This is a genomic window from Amycolatopsis sp. NPDC028719 (assembly GCF_055565395.1).
This window is the reverse complement of the sequence record NZ_JBVHUL010000006.1, coordinates 97,521-117,932: the sequence shown is the minus strand read 5'-3', so window position 1 is coordinate 117,932 and position 20,412 is coordinate 97,521. Positions and strand designations below refer to the sequence as shown.

The 20,412-nt window shown below is 72.0% G+C and carries 22 protein-coding genes; 6 read left to right on the top strand and 16 right to left on the bottom strand.

Annotation, left to right across the window (positions count from 1 at the left end):
* Window positions 1-2 precede the first annotated feature (2 nt).
* Together ACZ4TR_RS28450 and ACZ4TR_RS28445 are read right to left on the bottom strand one after the other, a co-directional pair.
* Window positions 3-728 carry a (Fe-S)-binding protein gene (locus ACZ4TR_RS28450; protein ID WP_465289989.1) on the bottom strand — a complete coding sequence of 242 codons (726 nt, stop codon included), beginning with the start codon at window positions 726-728 and terminating at the stop codon, window positions 3-5.
* A gap of 255 nt (window positions 729-983) precedes the next feature.
* Window positions 984-1,214, bottom strand: coding sequence for a hypothetical protein (locus ACZ4TR_RS28445; RefSeq protein WP_465289987.1), 231 nt, complete (start codon window positions 1,212-1,214; stop codon window positions 984-986).
* A 200-nt stretch (window positions 1,215-1,414) separates the two neighbouring features.
* On the opposite strand from ACZ4TR_RS28445, the gene ACZ4TR_RS28440 reads away from it, so the two are divergent.
* From ACZ4TR_RS28440 to ACZ4TR_RS28430, 3 genes are read left to right on the top strand one after another with little or no spacing between them, the layout of a single operon-like run.
* On the top strand, window positions 1,415-2,197 hold the full coding sequence (locus ACZ4TR_RS28440) for a family 43 glycosylhydrolase (protein WP_465289985.1): 783 nt from the start codon (window positions 1,415-1,417) through the stop codon (window positions 2,195-2,197).
* Entirely contained in the window at window positions 2,197-2,463 is a 267-nt protein-coding gene (locus ACZ4TR_RS28435) for a hypothetical protein (protein ID WP_465289983.1), read from the top strand. Before ACZ4TR_RS28440 ends, ACZ4TR_RS28435 begins: the two co-directional genes overlap by 1 nt.
* A gap of 43 nt (window positions 2,464-2,506) precedes the next feature.
* Entirely contained in the window at window positions 2,507-3,256 is a 750-nt protein-coding gene (locus tag ACZ4TR_RS28430) for a phosphatase PAP2 family protein (protein WP_465289982.1), read from the top strand.
* Here ACZ4TR_RS28430 and ACZ4TR_RS28425 read toward each other — a convergent pair.
* Window positions 3,245-4,003, bottom strand: coding sequence for an MBL fold metallo-hydrolase (locus ACZ4TR_RS28425; RefSeq protein WP_465289980.1), 759 nt, complete (start codon window positions 4,001-4,003; stop codon window positions 3,245-3,247). The two genes, ACZ4TR_RS28430 and ACZ4TR_RS28425, sit on opposite strands and share 12 nt — an antisense overlap.
* A gap of 162 nt (window positions 4,004-4,165) precedes the next feature.
* Here ACZ4TR_RS28425 and ACZ4TR_RS28420 point away from each other — a divergent pair, with 162 nt between their 5' ends.
* On the top strand, window positions 4,166-6,094 hold the full coding sequence (locus ACZ4TR_RS28420) for a LamG-like jellyroll fold domain-containing protein (protein ID WP_465289979.1): 1,929 nt from the start codon (window positions 4,166-4,168) through the stop codon (window positions 6,092-6,094).
* Between the two features lie 29 nt (window positions 6,095-6,123).
* Here ACZ4TR_RS28420 and ACZ4TR_RS28415 read toward each other — a convergent pair whose 3' ends face one another.
* From ACZ4TR_RS28415 to ACZ4TR_RS28375, 9 genes are all read right to left on the bottom strand, one after another.
* Window positions 6,124-6,705 carry a hypothetical protein gene (locus tag ACZ4TR_RS28415; RefSeq protein ID WP_465289977.1) on the bottom strand — a complete coding sequence of 194 codons (582 nt, stop codon included), beginning with the start codon at window positions 6,703-6,705 and terminating at the stop codon, window positions 6,124-6,126.
* 35 nt (window positions 6,706-6,740) lie between these two features.
* A complete protein-coding gene (locus tag ACZ4TR_RS28410) occupies window positions 6,741-7,583 on the bottom strand; it encodes a serine hydrolase (RefSeq protein WP_465289975.1) in 843 nt (280 codons plus the stop codon).
* 41 nt (window positions 7,584-7,624) lie between these two features.
* Window positions 7,625-8,500 carry a hypothetical protein gene (locus tag ACZ4TR_RS28405; protein WP_465289973.1) on the bottom strand — a complete coding sequence of 292 codons (876 nt, stop codon included), beginning with the start codon at window positions 8,498-8,500 and terminating at the stop codon, window positions 7,625-7,627.
* Window positions 8,500-8,994, bottom strand: a complete 495-nt coding sequence (locus ACZ4TR_RS28400; protein WP_465289971.1) for a SigE family RNA polymerase sigma factor — start codon at window positions 8,992-8,994, stop codon at window positions 8,500-8,502. The genes ACZ4TR_RS28405 and ACZ4TR_RS28400 overlap by 1 nt, the downstream gene beginning before the upstream one ends.
* A gap of 109 nt (window positions 8,995-9,103) precedes the next feature.
* On the bottom strand, window positions 9,104-10,315 hold the full coding sequence (locus ACZ4TR_RS28395) for an MFS transporter (RefSeq protein WP_465289969.1): 1,212 nt from the start codon (window positions 10,313-10,315) through the stop codon (window positions 9,104-9,106).
* An 88-nt stretch (window positions 10,316-10,403) separates the two neighbouring features.
* A complete protein-coding gene (locus ACZ4TR_RS28390; protein WP_465289967.1) occupies window positions 10,404-10,802 on the bottom strand; it encodes a DUF6294 family protein in 399 nt (132 codons plus the stop codon).
* 68 nt (window positions 10,803-10,870) lie between these two features.
* The gene (locus ACZ4TR_RS28385; protein WP_465289965.1) at window positions 10,871-12,688 is read right to left on the bottom strand and encodes a RiPP maturation radical SAM C-methyltransferase; all 1,818 of its coding nucleotides are present in this window, start codon (window positions 12,686-12,688) and stop codon (window positions 10,871-10,873) included.
* Window positions 12,689-12,690: 2 nt separating this feature from the next.
* Window positions 12,691-12,984: a hypothetical protein gene (locus ACZ4TR_RS28380; RefSeq protein WP_465289963.1), complete on the bottom strand. Its 294-nt coding sequence runs from the start codon at window positions 12,982-12,984 to the stop codon at window positions 12,691-12,693.
* A 21-nt stretch (window positions 12,985-13,005) separates the two neighbouring features.
* The gene (locus ACZ4TR_RS28375) at window positions 13,006-15,786 is read right to left on the bottom strand and encodes an AfsR/SARP family transcriptional regulator (RefSeq protein WP_465289961.1); all 2,781 of its coding nucleotides are present in this window, start codon (window positions 15,784-15,786) and stop codon (window positions 13,006-13,008) included.
* A gap of 135 nt (window positions 15,787-15,921) precedes the next feature.
* Between ACZ4TR_RS28375 and ACZ4TR_RS28370 the strand changes: the two genes are divergently transcribed.
* Complete coding sequence (locus ACZ4TR_RS28370; RefSeq protein WP_364527480.1) at window positions 15,922-16,524, top strand: RNA polymerase sigma factor; 603 nt, start codon at window positions 15,922-15,924, stop codon at window positions 16,522-16,524.
* 47 nt (window positions 16,525-16,571) lie between these two features.
* Here ACZ4TR_RS28370 and ACZ4TR_RS28365 read toward each other — a convergent pair whose 3' ends face one another.
* Genes ACZ4TR_RS28365 through ACZ4TR_RS28355 form a run of 3 tightly spaced genes read right to left on the bottom strand, consistent with a single transcriptional unit; the run spans window position 16,572 to window position 19,253 of the window.
* A complete protein-coding gene (locus ACZ4TR_RS28365) occupies window positions 16,572-17,450 on the bottom strand; it encodes a hypothetical protein (protein ID WP_465289959.1) in 879 nt (292 codons plus the stop codon).
* A gap of 5 nt (window positions 17,451-17,455) precedes the next feature.
* A complete protein-coding gene (locus tag ACZ4TR_RS28360; RefSeq protein WP_465289958.1) occupies window positions 17,456-17,923 on the bottom strand; it encodes a hypothetical protein in 468 nt (155 codons plus the stop codon).
* Window positions 17,886-19,253: an MFS transporter gene (locus ACZ4TR_RS28355; protein ID WP_465289956.1), complete on the bottom strand. Its 1,368-nt coding sequence runs from the start codon at window positions 19,251-19,253 to the stop codon at window positions 17,886-17,888. The genes ACZ4TR_RS28360 and ACZ4TR_RS28355 overlap by 38 nt, the downstream gene beginning before the upstream one ends.
* An 82-nt stretch (window positions 19,254-19,335) precedes the next feature.
* Between ACZ4TR_RS28355 and ACZ4TR_RS28350 the strand changes: the two genes are divergently transcribed.
* Window positions 19,336-19,755, top strand: coding sequence for a winged helix-turn-helix transcriptional regulator (locus tag ACZ4TR_RS28350; RefSeq protein ID WP_465289954.1), 420 nt, complete (start codon window positions 19,336-19,338; stop codon window positions 19,753-19,755).
* Window positions 19,756-19,785: 30 nt separating this feature from the next.
* On the opposite strand, the gene ACZ4TR_RS28345 is transcribed toward ACZ4TR_RS28350, so the two are convergent.
* Complete coding sequence (locus ACZ4TR_RS28345) at window positions 19,786-20,385, bottom strand: TetR/AcrR family transcriptional regulator (RefSeq protein ID WP_465289953.1); 600 nt, start codon at window positions 20,383-20,385, stop codon at window positions 19,786-19,788.
* Window positions 20,386-20,412 lie beyond the last annotated feature (27 nt).

The window sequence follows — 20,412 nt, the reverse complement described above, 5'->3', positions numbered from 1 at the left end:
GCTCACGCGTCCTCCTCGGTCGAAGCCAGCACGTCGGCCAAGTGCAGCACGCGGACGCCGGACCGCTGCCGCGACAGCAGCCCGCCGATGTGCAGCAGGCACGAGTTGTCGCCGGCGACCAGCACTTCGGCTCCGGTGCCGAGGACGTGCCGGGCCTTGTCCGCGCCCATGGCGGTGGACGTCTCGGCGTTCTTGACCGCGAAGGTGCCGCCGAAGCCGCAGCACTCCTCGGCGGCGGGCAGCTCGACCAGGTCGAGCCCGCGGACGTTGCGCAGCAGCCGCACCGGCTTGTCGGCGACGCCGAGCATGCGCAGCGCATGGCAGGTCGGGTGGTAGGTGACGCGGTGCGGGAAGTAGGCGTTCACGTCGGTCACGCCGAGGACGTCGACGAGGAACTCGCTCAGCTCGCGGACCTTCGGCCCGCTCTCGGCCAGCCGGGGGTCGCCGGCTCTCCGCGCGACCAGGCCGTGCTGGTGGCGCGCCGAGCCCGCGCAGGAACCGGACGGGGTGACGATGTAGTCGTAACCCTCGAACGCCCGCGCGAAGGTGCGCACTACCGGCACCGCCTCGTCGAGGTAGCCCGTGTTGACCATCGGCTGGCCGCAGCAGGTCTGTGCCTCGGGGAAGTCCGCGTCCACGCCGAGGCGGCGCAGCAGCCGGAACACCGCCTTGCCCGTGTCCGGGAAGAGCGAGTCGTTGATGCAGGTGACGAGCACGGCGACCTTCATGCGCGCCTCCGGATCGAAACGTTTCAATGTATCGTTCGGCGACGCTACTACGAAGGACTTGGCCAAGTCAACGCGCTACTGCCGGGGGAGATTTCTACGTTTCAACACTCGGGCCATGCGCTGGAGCGCGCCGCACGCGCCCCCGGCCCCCACCGGTGTCACGCGTCTGAGGTTCGTTGACGGTGCAGGCTCGGGCGGCGGGTCTTGACGACAGGAATGGGTCATTCATGGCGTCGGATGCAGTAAATGGGTCATTCACTGCATCGGCGCGGCCGGGGATCTCGCCGGGTGCTTCCTTCCCGTCGACCTCGGCCAGCAGGCCGTGGTCGGCGAGCACGTCCACCAGCGCGATCCGCGGCAGCCCGGGAGGGGTGCGTCGACGCCGCGGTCGTCGAGCCGGTCGGCGTGCTCCCGCAGGCAGGCGTCGTGGGCGGCCGCCGCGCGGGCGGCCACTTCCGGAGCGTCCGGCGCCAGCAGGGCGGCCACCGCCACGAGCGCGTCGGGCCGGGTGCTCGACGGGCCGGTGATCGCACCTCGCCGCGACGGGGCGTCCTCCCGCCGGACCTCACCGGTTCAGACCAATTTCGGCCGATCTTGATCGAGCAAGCACCCCCGGCCCTACCGGACGGACCCGAGCACGGGTGATCCTGTCGGTTCCCGCCCCGGATCGACCGAGGGATGTGGTCATGAAGCTCTCCCGGTTCCTGTACCCCGCCGCCGTTTTCGCCCTCATCGCCGCGATGGCCTCCCCCGCCGCCGAGGCCGGGCAGACCCCGTTGCGGGCCGCCGATCCCAGCGTGCTCCGGGTCGGCTCCACCTACGTCGCCGTGCAGTCGTCCGGGGGTGGGATCGTGGCGCGGCAGGCCGGCTCACCCGACGGCCTCGCGAGCGCGCCCGCCCGGCGGATCTGGTCGGACACCCGCGGCCGCGGCGAAGTGTGGGCCCCGGAGATCGTCCTCGACGGCGGCCGCTTCTACGTCTACTTCTCGGCCGGGACCGGTGCGGCACACCGGATGTACGTGATCAGCTCTGCCGCCGCCGACAGCGGCTACACGGCCGAGACGCAGCTGGCGCTGCCCGACGGCAAGTGGGCGATCGACGGCACGCTGTTCACCTTCGGCGGCCAGCGGTGGTTCGTCTGGTCGGGCTGGGCCGGGGACACCAACGTCGAGCAGAACCTCTACCTGGCGCGGATGAGCAGCCCCACGACCCCGACGGGCGCGCGGTACGTCATCTCCCAACCGCGGGAAAGCTGGGAACGCGTGGTGGGCAACCCGTTCATCAACGAGGCACCCGCGGTGATCAAGGACCCGAACGGCAGCTGCACATCACCTACTCGGCCAACGGCAGCTGGAGCGACCAGTACTGCATCGCCGAGGTCCGCCTGCGCGCCGGCGGCGACCCGACGTACGTCTGGGACTGGTACAAGTCGAACGGCTGCCTCTTCGGCTCCCACCGCGAGACGATGATGGCCGGCTGGGACCCGACGCTCTCCGTCGACGGGCCGGGCAGCCACAGCTTCGTCCTGCTGAACGGCGACATCGCGACGAGCCCGCCCGCCGGACCGAAGTTTCCGCTGATGTTCCACGCCGTCCCCAAGGGCACGCCGTATTCGTGGGCCAACCGCTCCTGGTACACGGGAACGTTCTGCTGGTGGGGTTCGACGACGTACCGCCGCGCCAACGTCCCGGGCGCGACCGCCGACACCGGCTGGAGCCTCAAGTTCTTCGAATGAGCGAACCCAGGACACCGGCTCGGGCGACCGCTAGGGTGACCGCGTGCGTCGCTACCGTCGAGTGCTCTTCCGGAGTACCGGCGCGCGGCCTGCCGTACTCGTCGAGCTGATCTTGCTGGTGCTCTGGTTCCTGCTCTTCGCGCGCCTCGACGCCGCTGTGGGCAAGGACTTCGCGGCCGCCACCGCCAACGCGCTCACCCTCCAGTCCGCGGAACACGCGGTGCACCTCGACATCGAGCGGAGCGTGAACAGCCGGCTCGCCGGAAACCCGGTCCTCAGCCAGCTCGCGGTGTACCTGTACCGGCTGTACTACGTGGTGATCGCCGGGGTGCTGCTGTGGGTGTTCGTCCGGCACGCCGGCGTCTACCGCCGGGTACGCCGGACGATGGTCGCGATGATGGCCCTCGTCCTGCCCGTCTACTGGGCGGTGCCGATGTCGCCGCCGCGGTTCGCGCTGCCGGGCGCGGTCGACATCGTTGCCCGGTACGACATCTTCGACGTGCCGAGCTGGACGAGTCCCACCCACTACACGGCCATGCCCAGCATGCACGTGGGCTGGTCGCTGTGGTGCGCCTACGCCGTGTGGTCGGCGCTGCGTGACACGCGTCCGCGGCTGGCGCTGGTGGCGTGGGTGTACCCGCTGCTCATGACGGCGGACGTGCTCGCCACGGGCAACCACTACGTTCTCGACATCGCGGGCAGCGTCACGCTCCTGGCCGTGGCGATCGCCGCCGCGTCTCTGTGGGGCCGCGTCGCCCGGAAGACTGTTCCTGCGCGGGAATTACCCGGCTGAGGCTCGGGCCTGCGCCAGGTTCGCCTGGTGGGGTCCGGCGAGCCAGTCCTGCTCGAGACGCGCGTCGACCGGTTCTTCCCCGCGCCGCAGCGCGCCGAGGTAGGCCCGGTCGGCGGCGAAACGCGCCGCCACCTCGGGCCCTTCGGCCACGGCGCCGTGGCCGGGAACCACGACGTCGACGTGCCGGGCGGCCTCGCCCAGCCGGTCGAGCGCGGTCTCGTAGGCGTCCACCTGACCGGGGCGGCGAGGGTCGAGCATCGGGATCAGGACGTCGGAGAGCATGTCCCCGGCGAGCAGGACACCCCGGTCGGCCAGCAGGACCGCGGCGTGGCCGATGGCGTGCGCCTCGTGCGGGACGATCTCCCCCGGCACCGGTCCCCCGCCGGCGGCCAGCGGGGTGACGAGCCCGATCAGCTCCAGCGGGATGCCCGTCGCGCTTTCCGCCGCCATCGCCCGCGCCCGCTCCCGGACCGCCCCGGCGGCTTCGGCGCAGGCGGCGGTGGCGTAGCGCGGCACGTCGCCGAACCGGGAATGCCAGAGCAGGTGGTCCCAGTGGAGATGGGTGGCGAACCCGGCGACCACCGGCACACCGAGCCGGTCCACGTCGTCGGCGAGCTGGTCCAGGTCCGCGCCGTCGATGCCGGGATCGACCAGCACCAGGCCGTCGTCCGCCCGCACCACGACGGCGTTGCTCGAGACCCATGCGCTCTGCCGCACCCAGACACCGTCGGCCACCTGCTTCAGCATCGGTCCACTGTGTCAGGTGCCATCGCCCGACGCGAGTGGTCCACCCCCTCCGGGTAAGGGAGCCGACGTGAACCGGCCATCTGGTGTTCGCATCGGTTCAAGCAGGCGGGATTAGCGTCCGGATCGCCGAAGGATTCTCCCGAAAACCGAATGAGGCAGATCATGCGCGAAAACCAGGCCGGCCCGAACCGGCGGTCCTTCCTGCGCACCGCGGGGCTGGCCGGCGTCGGCGCGACGGCGCTGGGTGCGCTCGGCGCCGCACCGGCGGAAGCCGGCCCCGCGAACACCACGGACAGCGCGAACCGGGGCGGCGGCCGGTGGAACCCGGACGGCGAGAGCCGTCAGTTCACCGTCGCCGTGATGCCGGACACCCAGTACCTCTACTGGGGCAGCCAGAACAGCATCAACCCGGAACCGCAGGAAGCGTCGCTGCGGTACGTCATCGAGAACAGCGGCAAACCGGACGGCAACATCGTCTTCCTGGCCCACCTCGGCGACCTGACCCAAGACGCCGACGTCACGTCGTTTCAGGCCGTGGACAAGACGTTCAAGGCGGCCGACGCGGCCGGCGTCGCCTACAGCGTGCTCGCGGGCAACCACGACGTGTCCGGCGACGACACCCGCGGCACCACGCCGTACCTGCAGACGATGGGCCCGCAGCGGTTCCGCCGCCGGAAGTCGTTCCTCGGCTCCGACGCGAGCGGCTACAACACCGCGCACGTCTTCCGCGCCGCCGGGCGTGAGTGGCTGCTGCTGGCCATGGACTGGCGCACCTCGGCCGCGGGCTTCGCGTGGGCCAACGACGTGATCAAGAAGAACCCGCACCTGCCCGTGATCCTGACTTGCCACGAGATCGTCGCGCCGACCTACGGCGACGAGGTTTACCCGTACGAGTCGGGCGACGCCGAGAACAATGCCGAGATCACCGATTACGGCCAGACGGTCTGGGACTCGCTGATCAAGGACAACGACCAGATCTTCCTCACGCTCAACGGCCACTACTGGCCTTCGGGTCGCATGACGAAGAAGAACGCCGCCGGCAACGACGTGCACCTGCACATCACGAACTACCAGAACCGCTACATGAGCGGCGGCGGCATGCTGCGCCTGTACCACTTCGACCTCGAACGCAACACCATCGACGTCGAGACGATCTCGCCGTGGATCCTCGAGAAGGACCCCGCGAAGCGCAACCGCCTGGAGGTGCTGGAGTCGCGGCTCACCACGTCCGTCGACCGCTTCTCGACGCCGATCGACTTCGAACAGCGGTTCTCCGGCTTCATCCCCGTGCCGATCCGCCCGGCGCGTCCGGCCGGTGCGGTGCTCGTACCGGGCACGCTCGCGTACTGGCGGTTCGACAACGTCGGCGCGAACGGCAGCGCCGTGACCTCCGGCCAGAAGGTGCGCGATCTGTCGGGTCACGGCAACGACCTCACGCTGCAGTCCGTCGCCGGCACCGCCCCCGGCGCCTTGACTTGGACCGACGACCACCACGCCGACCAGCCGGGCCACGCCAGCCTCCGGTTCGCCGGCGGCCGGAACCCGCTGCACGGCGGGTACCTGACCACGGGCTCGCGCGCGCCGCTGAACACCGAGACGTTCACCCGCGGCTACACGATCGAGACGTTCGTGAAGATCCCGCGTGACTGGGACGGCGGCGCCAACGGCAACATGCCCGTCCTGGTCCGCCGCGGCGCGTCCGGCGACGCGGGCAAGCACGGCAAGAACACCGACCCGAAGGAGCCGGTGGCCCAGCTCATGACCACGAACAACGGTCGTGAGGTGCAGTTCAACTGCTACCCGCTCAGCCAGACCTACCCGACCACCAACTGGAGCCACGGCCTGGCCGAAGACCAGTGGTGGCACATCGCGGTCGTCAACGACGGGCACCACACGAAGGTCTACGTCGAAAGCTCCCCGGTGGCCGACAACCCCTTCACCGACTCCGTCGGCATCGCCTCCCTCGGTCTCCCGTGGCTCCTCGGCGGCCACGAATACGGCGGCGCGCTCGACAACGTGTTCCACGGCTGGATCGGCGACGTCCGGATCGTCGGCCGCGCGCTGCGGCCGGACGAGTTCATGACCCGGTGATCTCCCCCGGCAGCGGGTGACCCCGGTGGTCACCCGCTGCCGGGCGGGTCACTCCGCGACGCACCGCGCAGCAGGATCAGCGCCCGGCGGACTTCCGCGCTCTCGTCCTGCGCCCGGAGGCTCGAGACGGTGTCCGCAAGCTCGTCGCCGAGCCGGCCACCGGCGGCGATGCACGACCGGACGACCGACCGCACCTCGTCCTGCGCGAAGTCCGGCCGAAGGTCCCGCTCCCAGAGCTTCAGCGCGTGCACGACCGCGCGTCGCGACACCTCCGGGACCGCCGCGTACCAGTGCCCGCCCAGCCGGCCCCGCGGCGGCGGATCGCCCGGTGGCGGCACCCGCCGGCCGAGCCGTTTCTGCGTCAAGCGCGAATTCGCGTAGGCGGTGGCCTCCACGCGCCACACCGCGCGACTGGCCTCCAGCTCCTCCAGCGCACGCAGCAGAGCCCGCTCGTGCCGCTGGTACGGCCCGGCCAGCTCCGCGAGGAAGCTCAACGTGGCCCGGTGACCGATCGGGTGATACAGACTCACGCACGAGCACAGCGCCGCGACGCGCCGGCCGTGCGCCAGGCTCCCGTCACGCACCCGGCGCGCCCGCTCCCCGAACCCCATCCGCCGACCGTACCGCCGGGTGATCGCCCGGGTCGTCAGCCCGGCGCGAACCCGGCGCCGGTCCGGCCGAACAGCTGCTGGGCGACCGCCTTGCACACTTCGGCCCCGTACCGGTGCTCGTCGCCCTGGTCCGGGTAGTGCACCAGGACCGCGAGCACCCAGTGGTCCCAGATCGCCAGGCAGTTCACCGTCCACGAACTCCCGTGCCGGGTCCAGCCGTTCTTGACCGCCGGACGCTCGCCCGCCAGCGCCGGGGCCTCCGCGATGCCGAACGCGTCGCCGGGATCGACCGAGCGCATAAGGTCGAGCAGCTTGCCCCGCCACTGCGGGCTCACGCCCGGACCGCGGGCCACGCACCGGCCGAGCAGGCTGGCGTCGGCCGCCGACATCGTGGTCTTGGACCACCAATGCGGGCGGACCACCGTCTCCCGCAACCCGCAGGTCCGGATCATCCGCGTGATCGAGTCGTCCTCGCCGAGCCGGAGGTACAGCGTCTGGGCGGCGCGGTCGTCGCTGACCCGGATCATCCGGGTCACCCGGGCCTCGTCGGCGGCCGAAATCCGCGACTCGCGCGAAGCGAGGAAGTCCACGACGAGCCAGATCTTGATCAGGGATTCGGCCGTGGTGCGCAGGATTCCGCCGCCGACCACGGCACCGGTGGTGAGCTCACGCAACGCCCAGGACCATTCGCCCCGGACGTCGACCGCCACGTCGGCGTTGCCCGGGCGCGTACCCGAGAAGCGCGGAGCGGTGTCCGGTTGCCCGGACGAAACCGGCTCTTCCGCCGCGGCGTTCACCTTCGCGGAGCGAAGACTGGACGCCGCGGTGAGCGAGCCGAGAACGGCGGCCACCAGGATGACGACCACGAGAACACGCATCGAAACTCCTTCGGCAGAAGACCGACTGCGTTCCGGCCGGCCTATCGCTTGAGCTGAACGGAATCCAGCAAGGTCGACGCGGCCTGCTCGTTGGCGGGTGAGCTGTCGATTTCGACGGTGTAGGCGCCGAGCTCACGGTGCTGGTGCACGGGCAGCGGGTCCTGCGGGAACGTGCTGGTCGCGGCCTTGCCGGTCAGCGACACGGTCAGCGAGAAACAGCGGCTGTCGAGCGGGGTCTTCCTCGCCTCGGGGTCGGGGCAGAGCACCAGGGTGTTGGTCTCGGGCTCGCTGGTGAACGTGGCGACCTTCTGCCCGTCGGGAACCCGCACCGACTTGAGCGGCGAGTCGATCGCCGGCGGCTTGGTGCCGATCTTTCCCAGCAGGACCAGCATTTCCGCGGCCGTCACCGGCTTCGTGGTCTTCGCCCAGATCCAGCGATCCGGTCCGTCCTGCCACATCACCGACCGCGGGTTCTGGAGCTGACCGGCGGCCGAGGGCTTCGCGGTCAGTGCGCTTTCGGGCGCGGCACCGTCGCGGACTTCGACCTCGAACGCGTACTGATGGCCCTGCCCGTAGTGCAGGGCGGCGAAGTGCGGCTGGATGGCCCACATGAACAAGTCCCAGGACCCGTCCTCGAGGCTGATCGCCGGCGCGTTCGGGGGCACGGTGGCCGACGGGGCGGCCGCCGGAGCGGACGACCCACTCACGCTCGCGGCCGGCTGCACCACCGCGGCACCCCGGCCCTGCACCCAGACGGCTCCCGCACCGAGGGCGGCCACCGTGAGCGCCACCGCGACGACGCTGGTCGTGCGGCGCCGCCGGATCCGGCGGGTGGCGGCGGCGAGCACCCGCTCGGGATCGGGCGCCAGGGACTCCTGGGCGCGCAGCGCGCGGCGCAGTTCGTCGAGGTCGGTCATCACACACTCTCCTTGCCTTCTTTGAGCTCGACACGCAGGGCGCTCAAGCCGCGCGAGATGTGGCTGCGCACCGTCCCGGAGGCGCAGCCGAGGACCGCGGCGATCTCGGCGTCGTCGCGGTCCTCGTAGAACCGCAGCACGATCGACGCGCGTTGGGCGCGGCTCAGCCGTGCGAGCGGCCCGGCGAGCTGGTCGGCGTCGGTGATCCGCCACGCCGGATCGGGCGCGGCCGGCTCGCCGAACCGGGTGACATCGGCGGTGGGGTGCACGGATCGCTGGTACCAGCGGCGGCGCCACCCGAGGTAGCCGTTGACCACCATCTTCCGCAGGTACAGGTCGGGCCGGTCCACCGTCGCGATCCGCCGCCAGCTCTGGTGAGCCCGCACGAGTGCGTCCTGCACGACGTCCTGAGCCAGCTCACGGTCACCGGTCAGCACGGCGGCGAACCGCACCAGTCCGGGCAGCTGCTCACGGGAGAACTCTTCGAACCGCACACCCCTCAAGATGCCGCTGCCCGGGCGATCCGTTGCAGTCGCGGCCGACTTGTTCCGGAGGTCATGCCACTCGCTCGGCCTTGCCGAACACGCGTTCGACGAACTGGGATCAGCGCGCCGGGCAGTCCGCGCCGGCACGACGGCGTCTCGGGATCCACTTCCACAACGCTCCGGCCGCCGCGAAACCCACCAGGCCGCTCGCCACGATCCCCGCGCCCAGACCGGCCAGCGCGGTCACCGCCGAGAGGATCAGCGGGCCCACCCCGGTGCCGATGTCCGCCAGCTCGTTCCAGATGCCGATGTGCGTCGGCCGTCCCACCTTCGGTGACACGTCGGCGCCGAGCGTCATCACGATGCCCGAGCCGATCCCGTTGCCGAAGCCCATCACCATGGCCGCCACCGTCAGCGGCGCGGCGCCGCCGGCGAGCGGCATCAGCAGGAACGACACGCCCAGCACGAGCGTCGCCGGCACGGCCACCCAGCGCCGGCCGTAGCGGTCCATCACCTTTCCGGCCGGGTAGAACGTCAGCGCGTCGACGGCGCCGGCGACGCCGTAGATGATCGAACTGGTCGTCGGCGACAGGCCGATGTGCGCGGCCCACAGCGGCACCACCGTCTGGCGGGTCTGGCGGATCGCCGACAGCAGCAGGATTCCGGCGCCCAGCGTCGCGTAGACCCGCCACTGCCGCTTGAGCATCCCCCGCGTCGTGACCGCGGACGCGGCCGCCCGGTCGTCCGCGGTCACGACCAGGTCGGGCACCCGCAGCACCAGGGCACCCGCCGCGAAGATCGCGGCCAGGCTCACGTAGTACGCGCCGGGCAGCCCGGCGAAGCGCATCGCCGCGGCGCCCGCGAACGGCCCGAGGAACACGCCGATCCGCATGCTCCCGCCCAGCGTCGACAACGCCCGGGCGCGCATGTGCTCGGGGACGATCTCGGTCAGGTACGTCTGCCGGGCGAGGCCGTAGACCGCGCTCGCCGCGCCGATCAGCACGACCCCGCTGCCGTAGAGCAGCAGCGACCACGGTCCGTGCCCCAGGTCGACCAGGCAGATCAGCAGGCCGGCGACCATGACGGCCGCCGCCAGGAGCATCGACCGGCGTTCCCCGACCCGCGTCGCCAGCATGCCGGCCGGGATGTTCGCGGCCAGCGAGCCGACCCCGAGCAACGCGGCGATCAGCGCGGCCGCCGGGGTGCTCGCCCCGCGGTCGATCGCGCTCAGCGCGATGACCGGCAGCACGGCTCCCTCGGACAGCCCGAACAGGGCGGCCGGCCCGTACGCCGCCGCGGCGACCGAGCGCAAGCGGAACTCTTCGACCATGTCCGTGCATCATGCGTGACGGCGGCGGGACTGTCCGCCACGACGTGATCTTTCTCGCTCGAACATGCCTCTTACCAGGGCATTTCGGTCAGCAGCTCCAGTGCATCCGCACCGCGGCGAGGTCGTCCCACAGGCCGGCGTCGAAGCTCGCCCGGGCGCGGAACCGGAGGGGTCCCGCACCGCCCGGCGTGGTCCGGACGAACTTGCGCCAGTCGCCCTCGACCGGGTGCTCGGTGGCCAGCGAGCCCAGGACGGTCCCGTGCGCGTCGAGCAGGTCGACGTGCCAGATCACCCAGGTGCGGCCGGGCCCGCCGGCCACGGTGCCGTCGAAGGTGGCGGTCCCGTCGGGGAAGAGCGTCCACCGGGCTCCCGCGACCATCGTGCAGTTCCCCCGCTCGAGCGGCCCCCAGGTGAACGCCCACGGCGCCCGGCCGGTGAGCCGCTCCGCCGCGGCGTTCGCCGTCGCCACGATGACCGACGGGTCCATGTCACGCGCCTTTCGTCGAACTCGCACCTGGCGATGGACGGAGGCTCCGGCGGCGGGCCTGATACGCGTCAGCGGCCGGGTGTCGCGGGCAGCGCGAGCGACAGGGCCAAGGTCTCGTCGAGGAACATCAGCCCGCGGTCCCCGAACTCCCGGAAAGCCTTCTCCACGGCCGGAACCGGCACGGTGAGACCGAGTTCCCGGTGCACGGCCCGGGCGGTCCGCGGACGGTCCACACAGGCCAGGTAGACGTCGGCGAGCGTGTCGCGGAAGGTGTAGGTGCCATGGTCTGCGGGGTGCCGGCCGTCGTAGATCTGCAGGAACCCGGGGGCGCACCGGTACACGAGCACCGGCGGCTGCTTCTCCTCCCAGGCGGCGGACCACGCCGACACCGCGTCCCTCAGAGGCGCGTAGACGCCGGGCGGCAGCTCGTCTTCCGGGGCGTAGTCGAAGAAGTACGCGACCCGGTCGAGGTCCACTGTGGACGGGTAGACGTGGCGGTAGCTGGCCTCGGGCTCGCGCGCCCGCAGGGGGAACCGGGCGGGCTGGGTGAACAGCGGGCTGAACCGCTCGAGCCACAGCCGGTCCGCGCCGGCCGGCGGCTGGAGGTGGACCAGGTGCGGGACGGCCGCCGCCTGCGCGGCGTACTCCTCGGCCGGCTCCCCCGGGAACCCCCACAGGATGTTCCAGCCGACGCCGATGCCGTAGTAGCGGGCCCAGCGCAGGAAGTTGACGTTCTGCGCGGCGCGGACGCCCTTGTCCATCAACCGGAGCACCGCGGAGCTCAGCGACTCCAGGCCCGGCTGCAGCTGCGTGACGCCCGCCTCGGCGAGGTGCTTCAGCTGTGCGCGGGTCAGGTTCGCCTTGACCTCGTAGAAGATTTGGTAGTCCCGCCGCCCGTCGGCGAGCGCGGGCAGCAGCTCCTTGAGGTAGCCCGGTTCGAGGATGTTGTCGACGGCGTCGAACCGGAAGGTGCGGTGCCGGCGCGCCTGCGCGTCCAGCTCCCCGAGCACCCGCTCCGGCGACTTGGCGCGGAAGCGCATCGTGGTGCCGTTGAGCCCGCAGAACGTGCAGTGGTGCTTGGCACCCCACCAGCACCCACGGGCCGACTCGAACGGGAGCGCGACGTGCTCGGTCGGCAGGCCGAGCCGCGTCGCCCGCTCGAAATACTCGCCGTAGTCCGGCACGGGCAGCTCGTCGAGCCGCTCGTGCGGCGGTGCGGCGGGGGTGGCGACGACCTCGTCGCCGACCCGCCGGGCGACGCCGGGGATCGCGCCCGGATCCGCGCCGGTGGCGAGGGCGTCGAGCAGGCGGGGGAAGGCGACGTCACCCTCGCCGAGCACGGCGAGGTCGACGCAGCCCACGGACCGCACCAGCTCCAGGCCCATCTCCCCCTCGAAGTTGGCCCCGCCGAACACGGTGATGATGGTCGGATCCCGCTCCTTGAGCCGCCGGGCGAGCGCGAACGACGCCGTGTTCTGCTGGAACGTCGAGCTGAAGCAGGCGACGCGGACGCCCGCGAGCTCCTCGGCGAGGGCATCGAGGTACGCGGGCACCTCGTGCTCGCGCGTGGCGAGCAACCGCTCCGGACCGTCCAGGTAGGACAGTTCTTCACCGAGCTCGTCGAGCAGCTTCCCGTCCGGGTCCGGCGCGGCGTCGCCGAACGCCGCGACGGAGAACAGCCAGTCACCGATCTGCCGGCCCCGGTGGTCGGCGAGCCGCCGGTAGTGGTCGAGCCCGATCCGGACCGCGAAGTCGAGGTTGGCGTGCAGGGTCCGCACGGGAAAGCCGTGCTGCCGCGCGATCGCCTTGAGCAGCCCGAGCTGGATGGACGGCCGATCGGCTTCGAGGAACGGCATGGAAACGAGCACCACCGGCGGCGCGCTCATGCTCAGGACCTGATGGACTTGAAGTAGCTGGCGGTCGACTGGATGGAGTTGTCGACCAACCGGGGCGTCAGGTGGACCAGCGGGCTTCCGTCGGCGTACTTCACGAGTAGCGCCGCCTGTTCCGGCGTGAAGGCGCCCGAAAACCCATCTTGGAGTTCCTCTTCTTTCGCCGCCGAAATCCAGGCGAGGAACAGGCTGGCGAACAGCAGCTCCCGCTGCGACTTCGGCAGGTCCTTCGTGGCTCTCTGGACATCGCGCAGGAAGGTGGCGTACTTCGCCGATTTGTCCTTGGACATGGTACTCCCTCTGTCAGTTGACTATCCTTTGTGTACTTTCGCCAGCCTCGTCCGCACTTCGTCGGCTTCCGGGTGGGCGAGGCGGGCCAGGATGCCGTGGGCTCGCTGCCACCCGGCGCGGGCCGACTCGAGATCGCCGAGATCGCGGCGGAGGTTCGCCAGGTCGATGAGCATCCGCGCCTCGATCACCAGGTTTCCGTTGCGGTGCACCAGTTCCAGCGCCTTCTCGTAGCAGGCGATCGCCCGGGCGTGGTCGCCGAGCTGCTGGTGGGCGTAGCCGATGCTGTGCCAGCTCTGGGTCGCGCCCATGAGGTCGCCGAGCTGCGTCTGCAGGTCCAAGGCCTGCTGGCAGTGCTCGATGGCCGAAGCGTGCTTGCCGAGCAAGGTGTGGAACCAGCCGACCGCATTGAGCGCCGTCGCCTGCCCGGCTTGGTGCTCGGCACCGCGGAACAGCTCCAGCGCCTGCTCGGCATGCGTGAGCGCGTCGGTGATCTCCCCTCGCCGATCGAGCAGCCAGGCGAACTGCCGGTGCGCGTAGGCCTGCCCGACGATGTCTTCGCCGGCGCGATACAAGGTCAGGGCAGCTTGGAGGTGGCCGGCCCCTTCGGCCTGCCTGCCGAACCGGACGTGCGTGCCGCCCAGGTGCAGGTGCGCGAACGCCTGCTTGCGCTGGTCGCCCAAGCGGCGCGCGCTGGCCAAAGCCGCCGACAGGACGTCGCTTTCGTCGTGCCAGTGGCCCCGCATCGCGAGGAACCGCTGGATCGCCCAGGCCAGCTCCCACACCCGCGCGTCGAACTCGGCGCCGACGTCGACGGCCTGGAGCAGGACCCGGTGCTCGGTCTCGAACCAGGTCAGGGCCCGCCGGCGGTCGAGGATCCGTTCGGCCTCCGCACCCGCCGGCAACGGGGTCAGTGCGGGCGGCACCTCGAGGCGCGGATCGAGGAAGCCGTCGGCGTGGTAAGCCGTGTGGGCGTAGTGGCCGAGCAGGCGGTGGACGGCGGTTTCCCGGTCGCCGTACGAGTCCGATGCGTGCACCAGCTCGTCGGCGTACGCGCGCAGGAGGTCGTGCATGGTGTAGCGGCCGGGGGCGTGCTCGGCGACCAGGTGCGCGTTCGCGAGCTCGGACAGCAGCGGCCGCACCCGGGTGGCGGGCAGGCCCGCGAGGCTCGCCGCCGCGCGGGTGCCGATGTCCGGGCCGAGGTGGAGCCCCAGGAGCCGGAACAGGCGGGCGGCCGCGGGGTCCAGCAGCAGGTACGACCAGGAGAACACCGCGCGGGCGTCGGTCGCGGGGTCGGCGCCGGCGAACTCGTCGAGGCCGCCGCGCGCGTCCCGCAGCTGCCCGGCCAGCGCCGCCAGGCTGAACGCGGGATACGTCGCCGCGCGCGCCGCCACCACGGCCAGCGCCAGCGGGAGGTGCGCGCACAGCCCGATGATCTCCTCGGCCGCGGCGGGGTCGGCCGCGATCCGGCCGTCGCCGATCCGGCGGCGCAGCACGGCGTGTGCCTCGGCGTCGTCGAGGAGGTCGACGACGAGCGGGTGCGCTCCCTCCGTGACCAGGCCGGCGAGCTGGTCGCGGCTGGTCACGACGACCACGCAGGCCCGCGCGCCGGGCAGCAGCGGACGCACCTGCCCGGCGTCGCGGGCGTTGTCCAGCACGACCAGGACCCGCCGGTTCGCCAGCAGCGTCCGGTACAGGCCGACCTGCGCGTCCAAGGTGGTCGGGATCCGTTCGCCCGGCACCTCCAGCGCTTCGAGGAACCCGCGCACCGCCGCGGCCGGCGTCATCGGCGACCCGGTCGGGTCGAATCCGCGCAGGTTCACGTAGAGCTGCCCGCCGGGGAAGGCGCGGGCGACCGAGTGTGCCCAGTGGACGGCCAGCGTGGTCTTGCCGACCCCGGCGGTCCCGGAGAGGACGACGACCCGGGCGGCCGGTGACGGTCCGCCGGTCACCTCGCCGAGCCGCCGCAACGCGCTCTCGCGCCCCGCGAACCCCGGGGTGTCCGGCGGCAGCTGAGCGGGCGACGACGGTGGTGGCGGTGCCGCCGGAGCCGTGGCCGGCAGCTCGCCCCGCAGGATCGACTCGTGCAGCGCACGCAGTTCGGGCCCGGGGTCGGTGCCGAGCGCGTCGGCGAGCCGGTGCCGCACGACGGCGTAGCGGTCGACGGCTTCGGCGTCGCGCCCCGCGGCGTGCAGGGCACGCATGAGCAGGACTTCGAGGGGCTCCACGAGCGGGTACTCCGCGGCGAGGTCGGCCAGCGCGGCGATCACCGCGTCGGGCCGGCCGAGCCGCAGTTCGAGCTCGCCCCAGTGCACGGCCGCGTCGAGCCGGCGCCGGTGCCAAGTCGCGCGAACCCCGTCGGCCCATTCGCCCTGAAGGCCGGCCAGCGGCGCACCCCGCCAGCTGAGCAATGCTTCGTGCAGCGCCGCGGCCCGGTCGTCGTCGGTTTCGCGGACGTCATTTCCGCGCTCGACCAAATGAGCGAACCGGTTCAGGTCAACCGCACCGGGATCGATTTCCAGCACGTATCCCGCGCTTCGCCGGGTTACGCCGGTCTTTGTGCCGGTCAGCTCGGTGACCTCGCCGAGCACCTGCCGAATTCGGCTCAGGTGGGAATACACCACATTGCGCGCTTCCCCCGGTGGCTCGTCACCCCACACGCGGTCGATCAGCGTCTCGATCGGAACGGGGCGCCCGGCGTCGACCGCGAGCGCCGCGAGGACGGCTTGCTGCCGCGGCGTCCCGACGTCCAGCGGCTGTCCCGCGACGCGTAGCTGTACCTCCCCGAACAGCAGGAACTCCATGCGGCGGACTCCCCGTGCTCGACGCGTCCCGACCGGCCACGTCGATGCTGCTCGCCCCGCAAGGTCTCTGCAAGGTCGGCGAGCAGGGCGTGGCGAAATCGTGAACCCGGGAACATCCCAATCCGAGGAGGGGCCATGCACGACTCGCCGGTGCCATTGCTGGAAAATGCCGCCCGAGGTGCGGAATGGGCTTGGCGGGATATCGTCGACCGATATTCCTCGCTGGTCTGGTCGGTGTGCGCGCAGTTCCGGCTCGGCAGTGCCGACACCCAGGACGTCAGCGGTGCGGTGTGGCTGCGGCTGGTGGCGAACCTGGCGCGGATCCGCGAACCGGAGGCGCTGCCCGGCTGGCTGCGCACCACCACCCGGCACGAATGCCTGCGGCTGCTGCGCCACCAGAACCGGCAGGTCCCGACCGACGACCCGCTGCTCGGCGAGCTGACCGAGCCCGCGTTCGACGCCGGGCTGATCGGGACCGAACGCCGGACCGCCGCCCGCCGCGCGTGCGCCGGGCTGCCGGCGCGGGACCGGGAGCTGCTCGCGCTGCTGTTCTGCGACCCGCCCAAGTCCTATCGGGAGATCAGCGCGACGCTCGGCATCCCGGTCGGCTCGATCGGCCCGTCGCGGGCGCGGTGCCTGGCCCGGGTGCGGCGCACGCCGGCGATCGCGGCGCTGCTCGCCGACGAACCGTGCGACTCCGGTGGTCATGCTCTCCGGAGCACCCGGGGAGCCGCTTGATACGCCGGGTGCCCGGCCGGCCCCGGATGCCCAAGGCCGAGGCGGGCTCACGGGCGCTGGTTCTGGAACTGGAACTGGACGCGCACCGAGCCGTCGAGCGGGACGACGATCGTCGCGCCGCTCGCCGACCACCGGTCGGCCACCAGGAACATCCGGTCCTTGCCGTGGATCAGCAGGCGCAGGTTCCGGTAGCGGTAGCGGAAGGTCTGCCCGTCGGCGGCCGGCAGCTTGGTCTCCTGGACGCCGGGGCTGCGCAGGAACAGGCTTTCCTTGGTGTCGAGGATGACGCTGGGCCGCTTGTCCAGGCGGCTCGCCTCGTACATCGCGAGCCCGCGGCCGGACCACTGCGCCACGGTCGCCGTCAGCCAGAACGCGCTGACGGCGATCGCGACGTACCCGAGGGCCGTCGAGACCCGGTGCGGCGGCGCCGGGTCCGCCGGCGACCGGGCGAGCCGCCGGACGAACGAGCCGAACCGGAACAGCGTGCTGCCGGCGGCGATCAGCAGCGGGGTCACCAATCCGTACAGCCGCCAGTCGCGCAGGAACGGGTACCCGGACAGCAGGAGGAGCCCGGCGCCCAGCGCGACCACGCCCGTCACCTGGCCGGCGCGGCCCAGCCGGGCCGCCGTCCGGGCGGTGGCCGCGTCCCGGGTCCGCCGGCGGACGGCGGCGTGCACCGCGACCGCGCCGGCGCCCACCGCGGCGAACACCAGCAGCGGCGTCAGCAGCGGCTGCGGGCTGCGCATGATGTAGTCCTGCGTCCCCAGCCCGATCGTGTCGACGTCGACGCCGAAGTACTCGTACTGCGAGCGCGCGGAGACGTACCCGAAGTAGAACAGCAGCGCACCGAGCAGGGTCAGCGGCGGGACGACGGACTTGCCGGCCTCGACGAAGCGCTCGAACCGGCCCGGCTTCTCGTCGGGCACCGAGGTCACCCCGACGCGGTGGTTTCGGACGTCGGGGTCTCGGGCGTCGGCGATTCCGGCTCGGAGGGCCCGTCCGGTTGCCTCAGGGGTATCGAGTTCGGCTCCACCCGGCTGCGGAGGTCGGGGCAGGAGCAGGCGGCCTTGCCCGCGACCTTCAGCCGTGTCTCGCGGCCGGTCCCGAGCGCTGTCACCGCGACCGAACAGGTGTCGCCGTTCGCGTGGAAGGTGAATCGCGTGCAGGCGTCCGCCCCACCGCAGCCGCCGCCCGCACGGAAGACACCCGGGTCGTCGAACCCGACCGCGGTGACCTGCACGCCCGAGCCGAGCGAGAGGCCGGACTGCAGCCAGCTGACGGTGACGCACTGCTCCGCGGCGCCTTCGGGGCCGGCCCCGCCCCCGATCGGCAGCTGCGGGATCGAGATCGCGACACCGTCGTCACCGGACCTCGGTGCCTCCGGCCCGGTCGGCTCCATGCTCGGGACCGACGCCGGCGGCGGTGACTCCGGTGGCGGTGACTCCGCGGCGCCGGAGTCGGGAGCGCTCGGACCGGCGGGATCCGAGCAGCCGACGGCGAGCACGGCGACCAGGGCGAGACTGCTGGTGCGGAACAGGTTCATCGCGGTACCTCCTCGGCGTTCGGAGCCGCGAGGGAGCCCGGTGATACGCCGTGGTGGTGAACCGGACGGCCAGGGCGCCGAAGGCCAGGGCCGCGCCCAGGACGGTCGAGCCCGGCCAGCCCGCCGAGGCGAACGCCCTCGTGGTCGCCGCGGCACCGAACGCCGAGCCCAGCGAGTAGAACACCATGTACGCGCCGATCGTGGTGCTGGTGCGCTCGGCGAACGCCGTCGTCAGGGCGTGCTGGTTGCCCACGTGCACGACCTGGACCGCGAAGTCGAGCACCACCACGCCGGCGACCAGCGGCACCAGGGACCAGCCGAGACCGCCGATCGCCAGCCACGAGCCTAGGAGGAGGACCAGCGCGATGCCGGTGACCCGCCTCGCGTGGCCGGCGTCGCCCCAGCGGCCGGCCCGGGCCGCTCCCCACGCGCCCGCGAGGCCGGCGATGCCGAACAGCCCGATCTGCGTCTCGCTCAGGTGCCACGGCTCGCCGGCCAGCGGCAGAGCCAGGCCGCTCCACAGGGTGCCGAAGGAGGCGAAGAGGAAGAACGCGATCAGTCCGCGGCCGAGGAAGAGCGGCTGCGTGAACAGCCCGAAGAAGGACCGGAGGATCCGCCCGTAGGGCTCGGCGCCGGTCCGGTGGTCCGCCGGCAGCGCGACGAGACAGAGCGCACACAGAACCGAAGCCAGGGCGGCCAAGGCGAAATAGCCGCCGCGCCAGCCCCAGAGGTCCGCCAGCGTGCCCGTGACCACCCGCGCGCCGAGGATGCCGGCCACCACTCCGGACGTCACGACGCCGAGGTCGCGTCCTCGCTCGCCCGGCGGCGACAGCGACGCCGTGTAGGCGACGGTCGTCTGCACCACCACCGCGAACAGTCCCGTGATCGCGAGGCCGCCGAACGCCACCGCGGCCGTCGGCGCCGCCGCCGTGACGGCCGAGCCCGCCGCCACCAGACCCAGGTGCGCGGCGATCAGGCGCCGCCGGTCGAGGCGGTCACCCAGAGGCACCAGCAGCACCAGCCCGGCCAGGTAGCCGAGCTGGCCCACCGCCACGAACCAGCCGGCGGAGCCGCGGGGAACGCCCAGGTCGTCGCCCATCGGGCCGAGGACCGGCTGCCCGGCGTAGACACCCGCGACCGCGACCCCGCACACGGTCGCCAGCAGCAGTCTCGACCCGCGTCCCACCACACCTCCCGATTGGTTGCGATTTGCAACTCTTCGGAGCGTAGGTCAGAATGGTTTCATTACGCAACTCACTGGAGGAGTGATGTGGACGGACCCGAGCTGCCCGGTCGCGCGGGCGGTGGACCTGATCGGCGACCGCTGGAGCCTGCTGATCATCCGGGACGCGATGGACGGCGCCCGCTCGTTCACCGACTTCCAGCAGCGCACGGGCATCGCCCGCAACATCCTCGCCGACCGGCTCCGCAAGCTCGCCGCCCACGACGTGATCGAGCAGGTCGAGGCGCCGTCGGGCAAACGCCGGCAGTACGCGCTCACCGCGGCCGGCCGAGACCTCTTCGCCGTGATCGTCACCCTGCGGCAATGGGGTGAGCGGCACGCCTTCGAAGCCGGCGAGCCGCATTCGGTCCTGGTCGACGAACGCGGCGCCGTCGTCCCCACCCTCGTGCCCACCGCCCCGGACGGGGCACCGCTGACCAGCGACACGACCGTGGTGCGAAAATGAGCCAGGCCAAGGGAAAGCGCGCTCGGGTGATCAGCCGCGCAGGGCGGGGCCGACCCAGCGGCGGACGAGCGCCCGGATCCCGTCGTCGGTGAGCGCCGGGGTCGACGGGTACTGCAGGAAGGACAGGAAGAGCCGCATCAGGATTTCGGCGAGACCCTGGAGGTCGTCGTCGGTGGCGATCCCGACGGCGGCCCAGGCCACCGGGACGTTGCGGAGAATCCTTGCGCCGTAGGAGAAAGCGAGCGGCGAGAGCACGCCGACCGTGAAGAAGTCGGCTTCGCCGGCCTGCAGCAGCAGCCCCAGATGACGCTCGCCGGGCAGCGTCCGGACGGCGAACACCACGGACTCGACGGCGACCTCGGCGGCACTGCCGAAAGAAGCCAGGTGACGTTCCATCCGCCCGGCGAACTCTTCGACGCCGGCCAGGGCGACGGCGCGCAGGATGTCGTTGAGGCTCGGGAAGTAGCGGTAGACGGTCTGCCGCGTCACCCCGGCCTCGGCGGCGACGTCGGACAGGCTGGTCTTCGCGAGCCCGGCCCGGTCGAGGCACGCCGTCGCCGCTTCGACGATCCGGCGGCGGGCCTCGTCTTCCGTGCCGGGCGGGTTGCCCCGCCATCCGTGGTGCCCCATGCGCCCCATCTTCCCCGACCGGGTGGG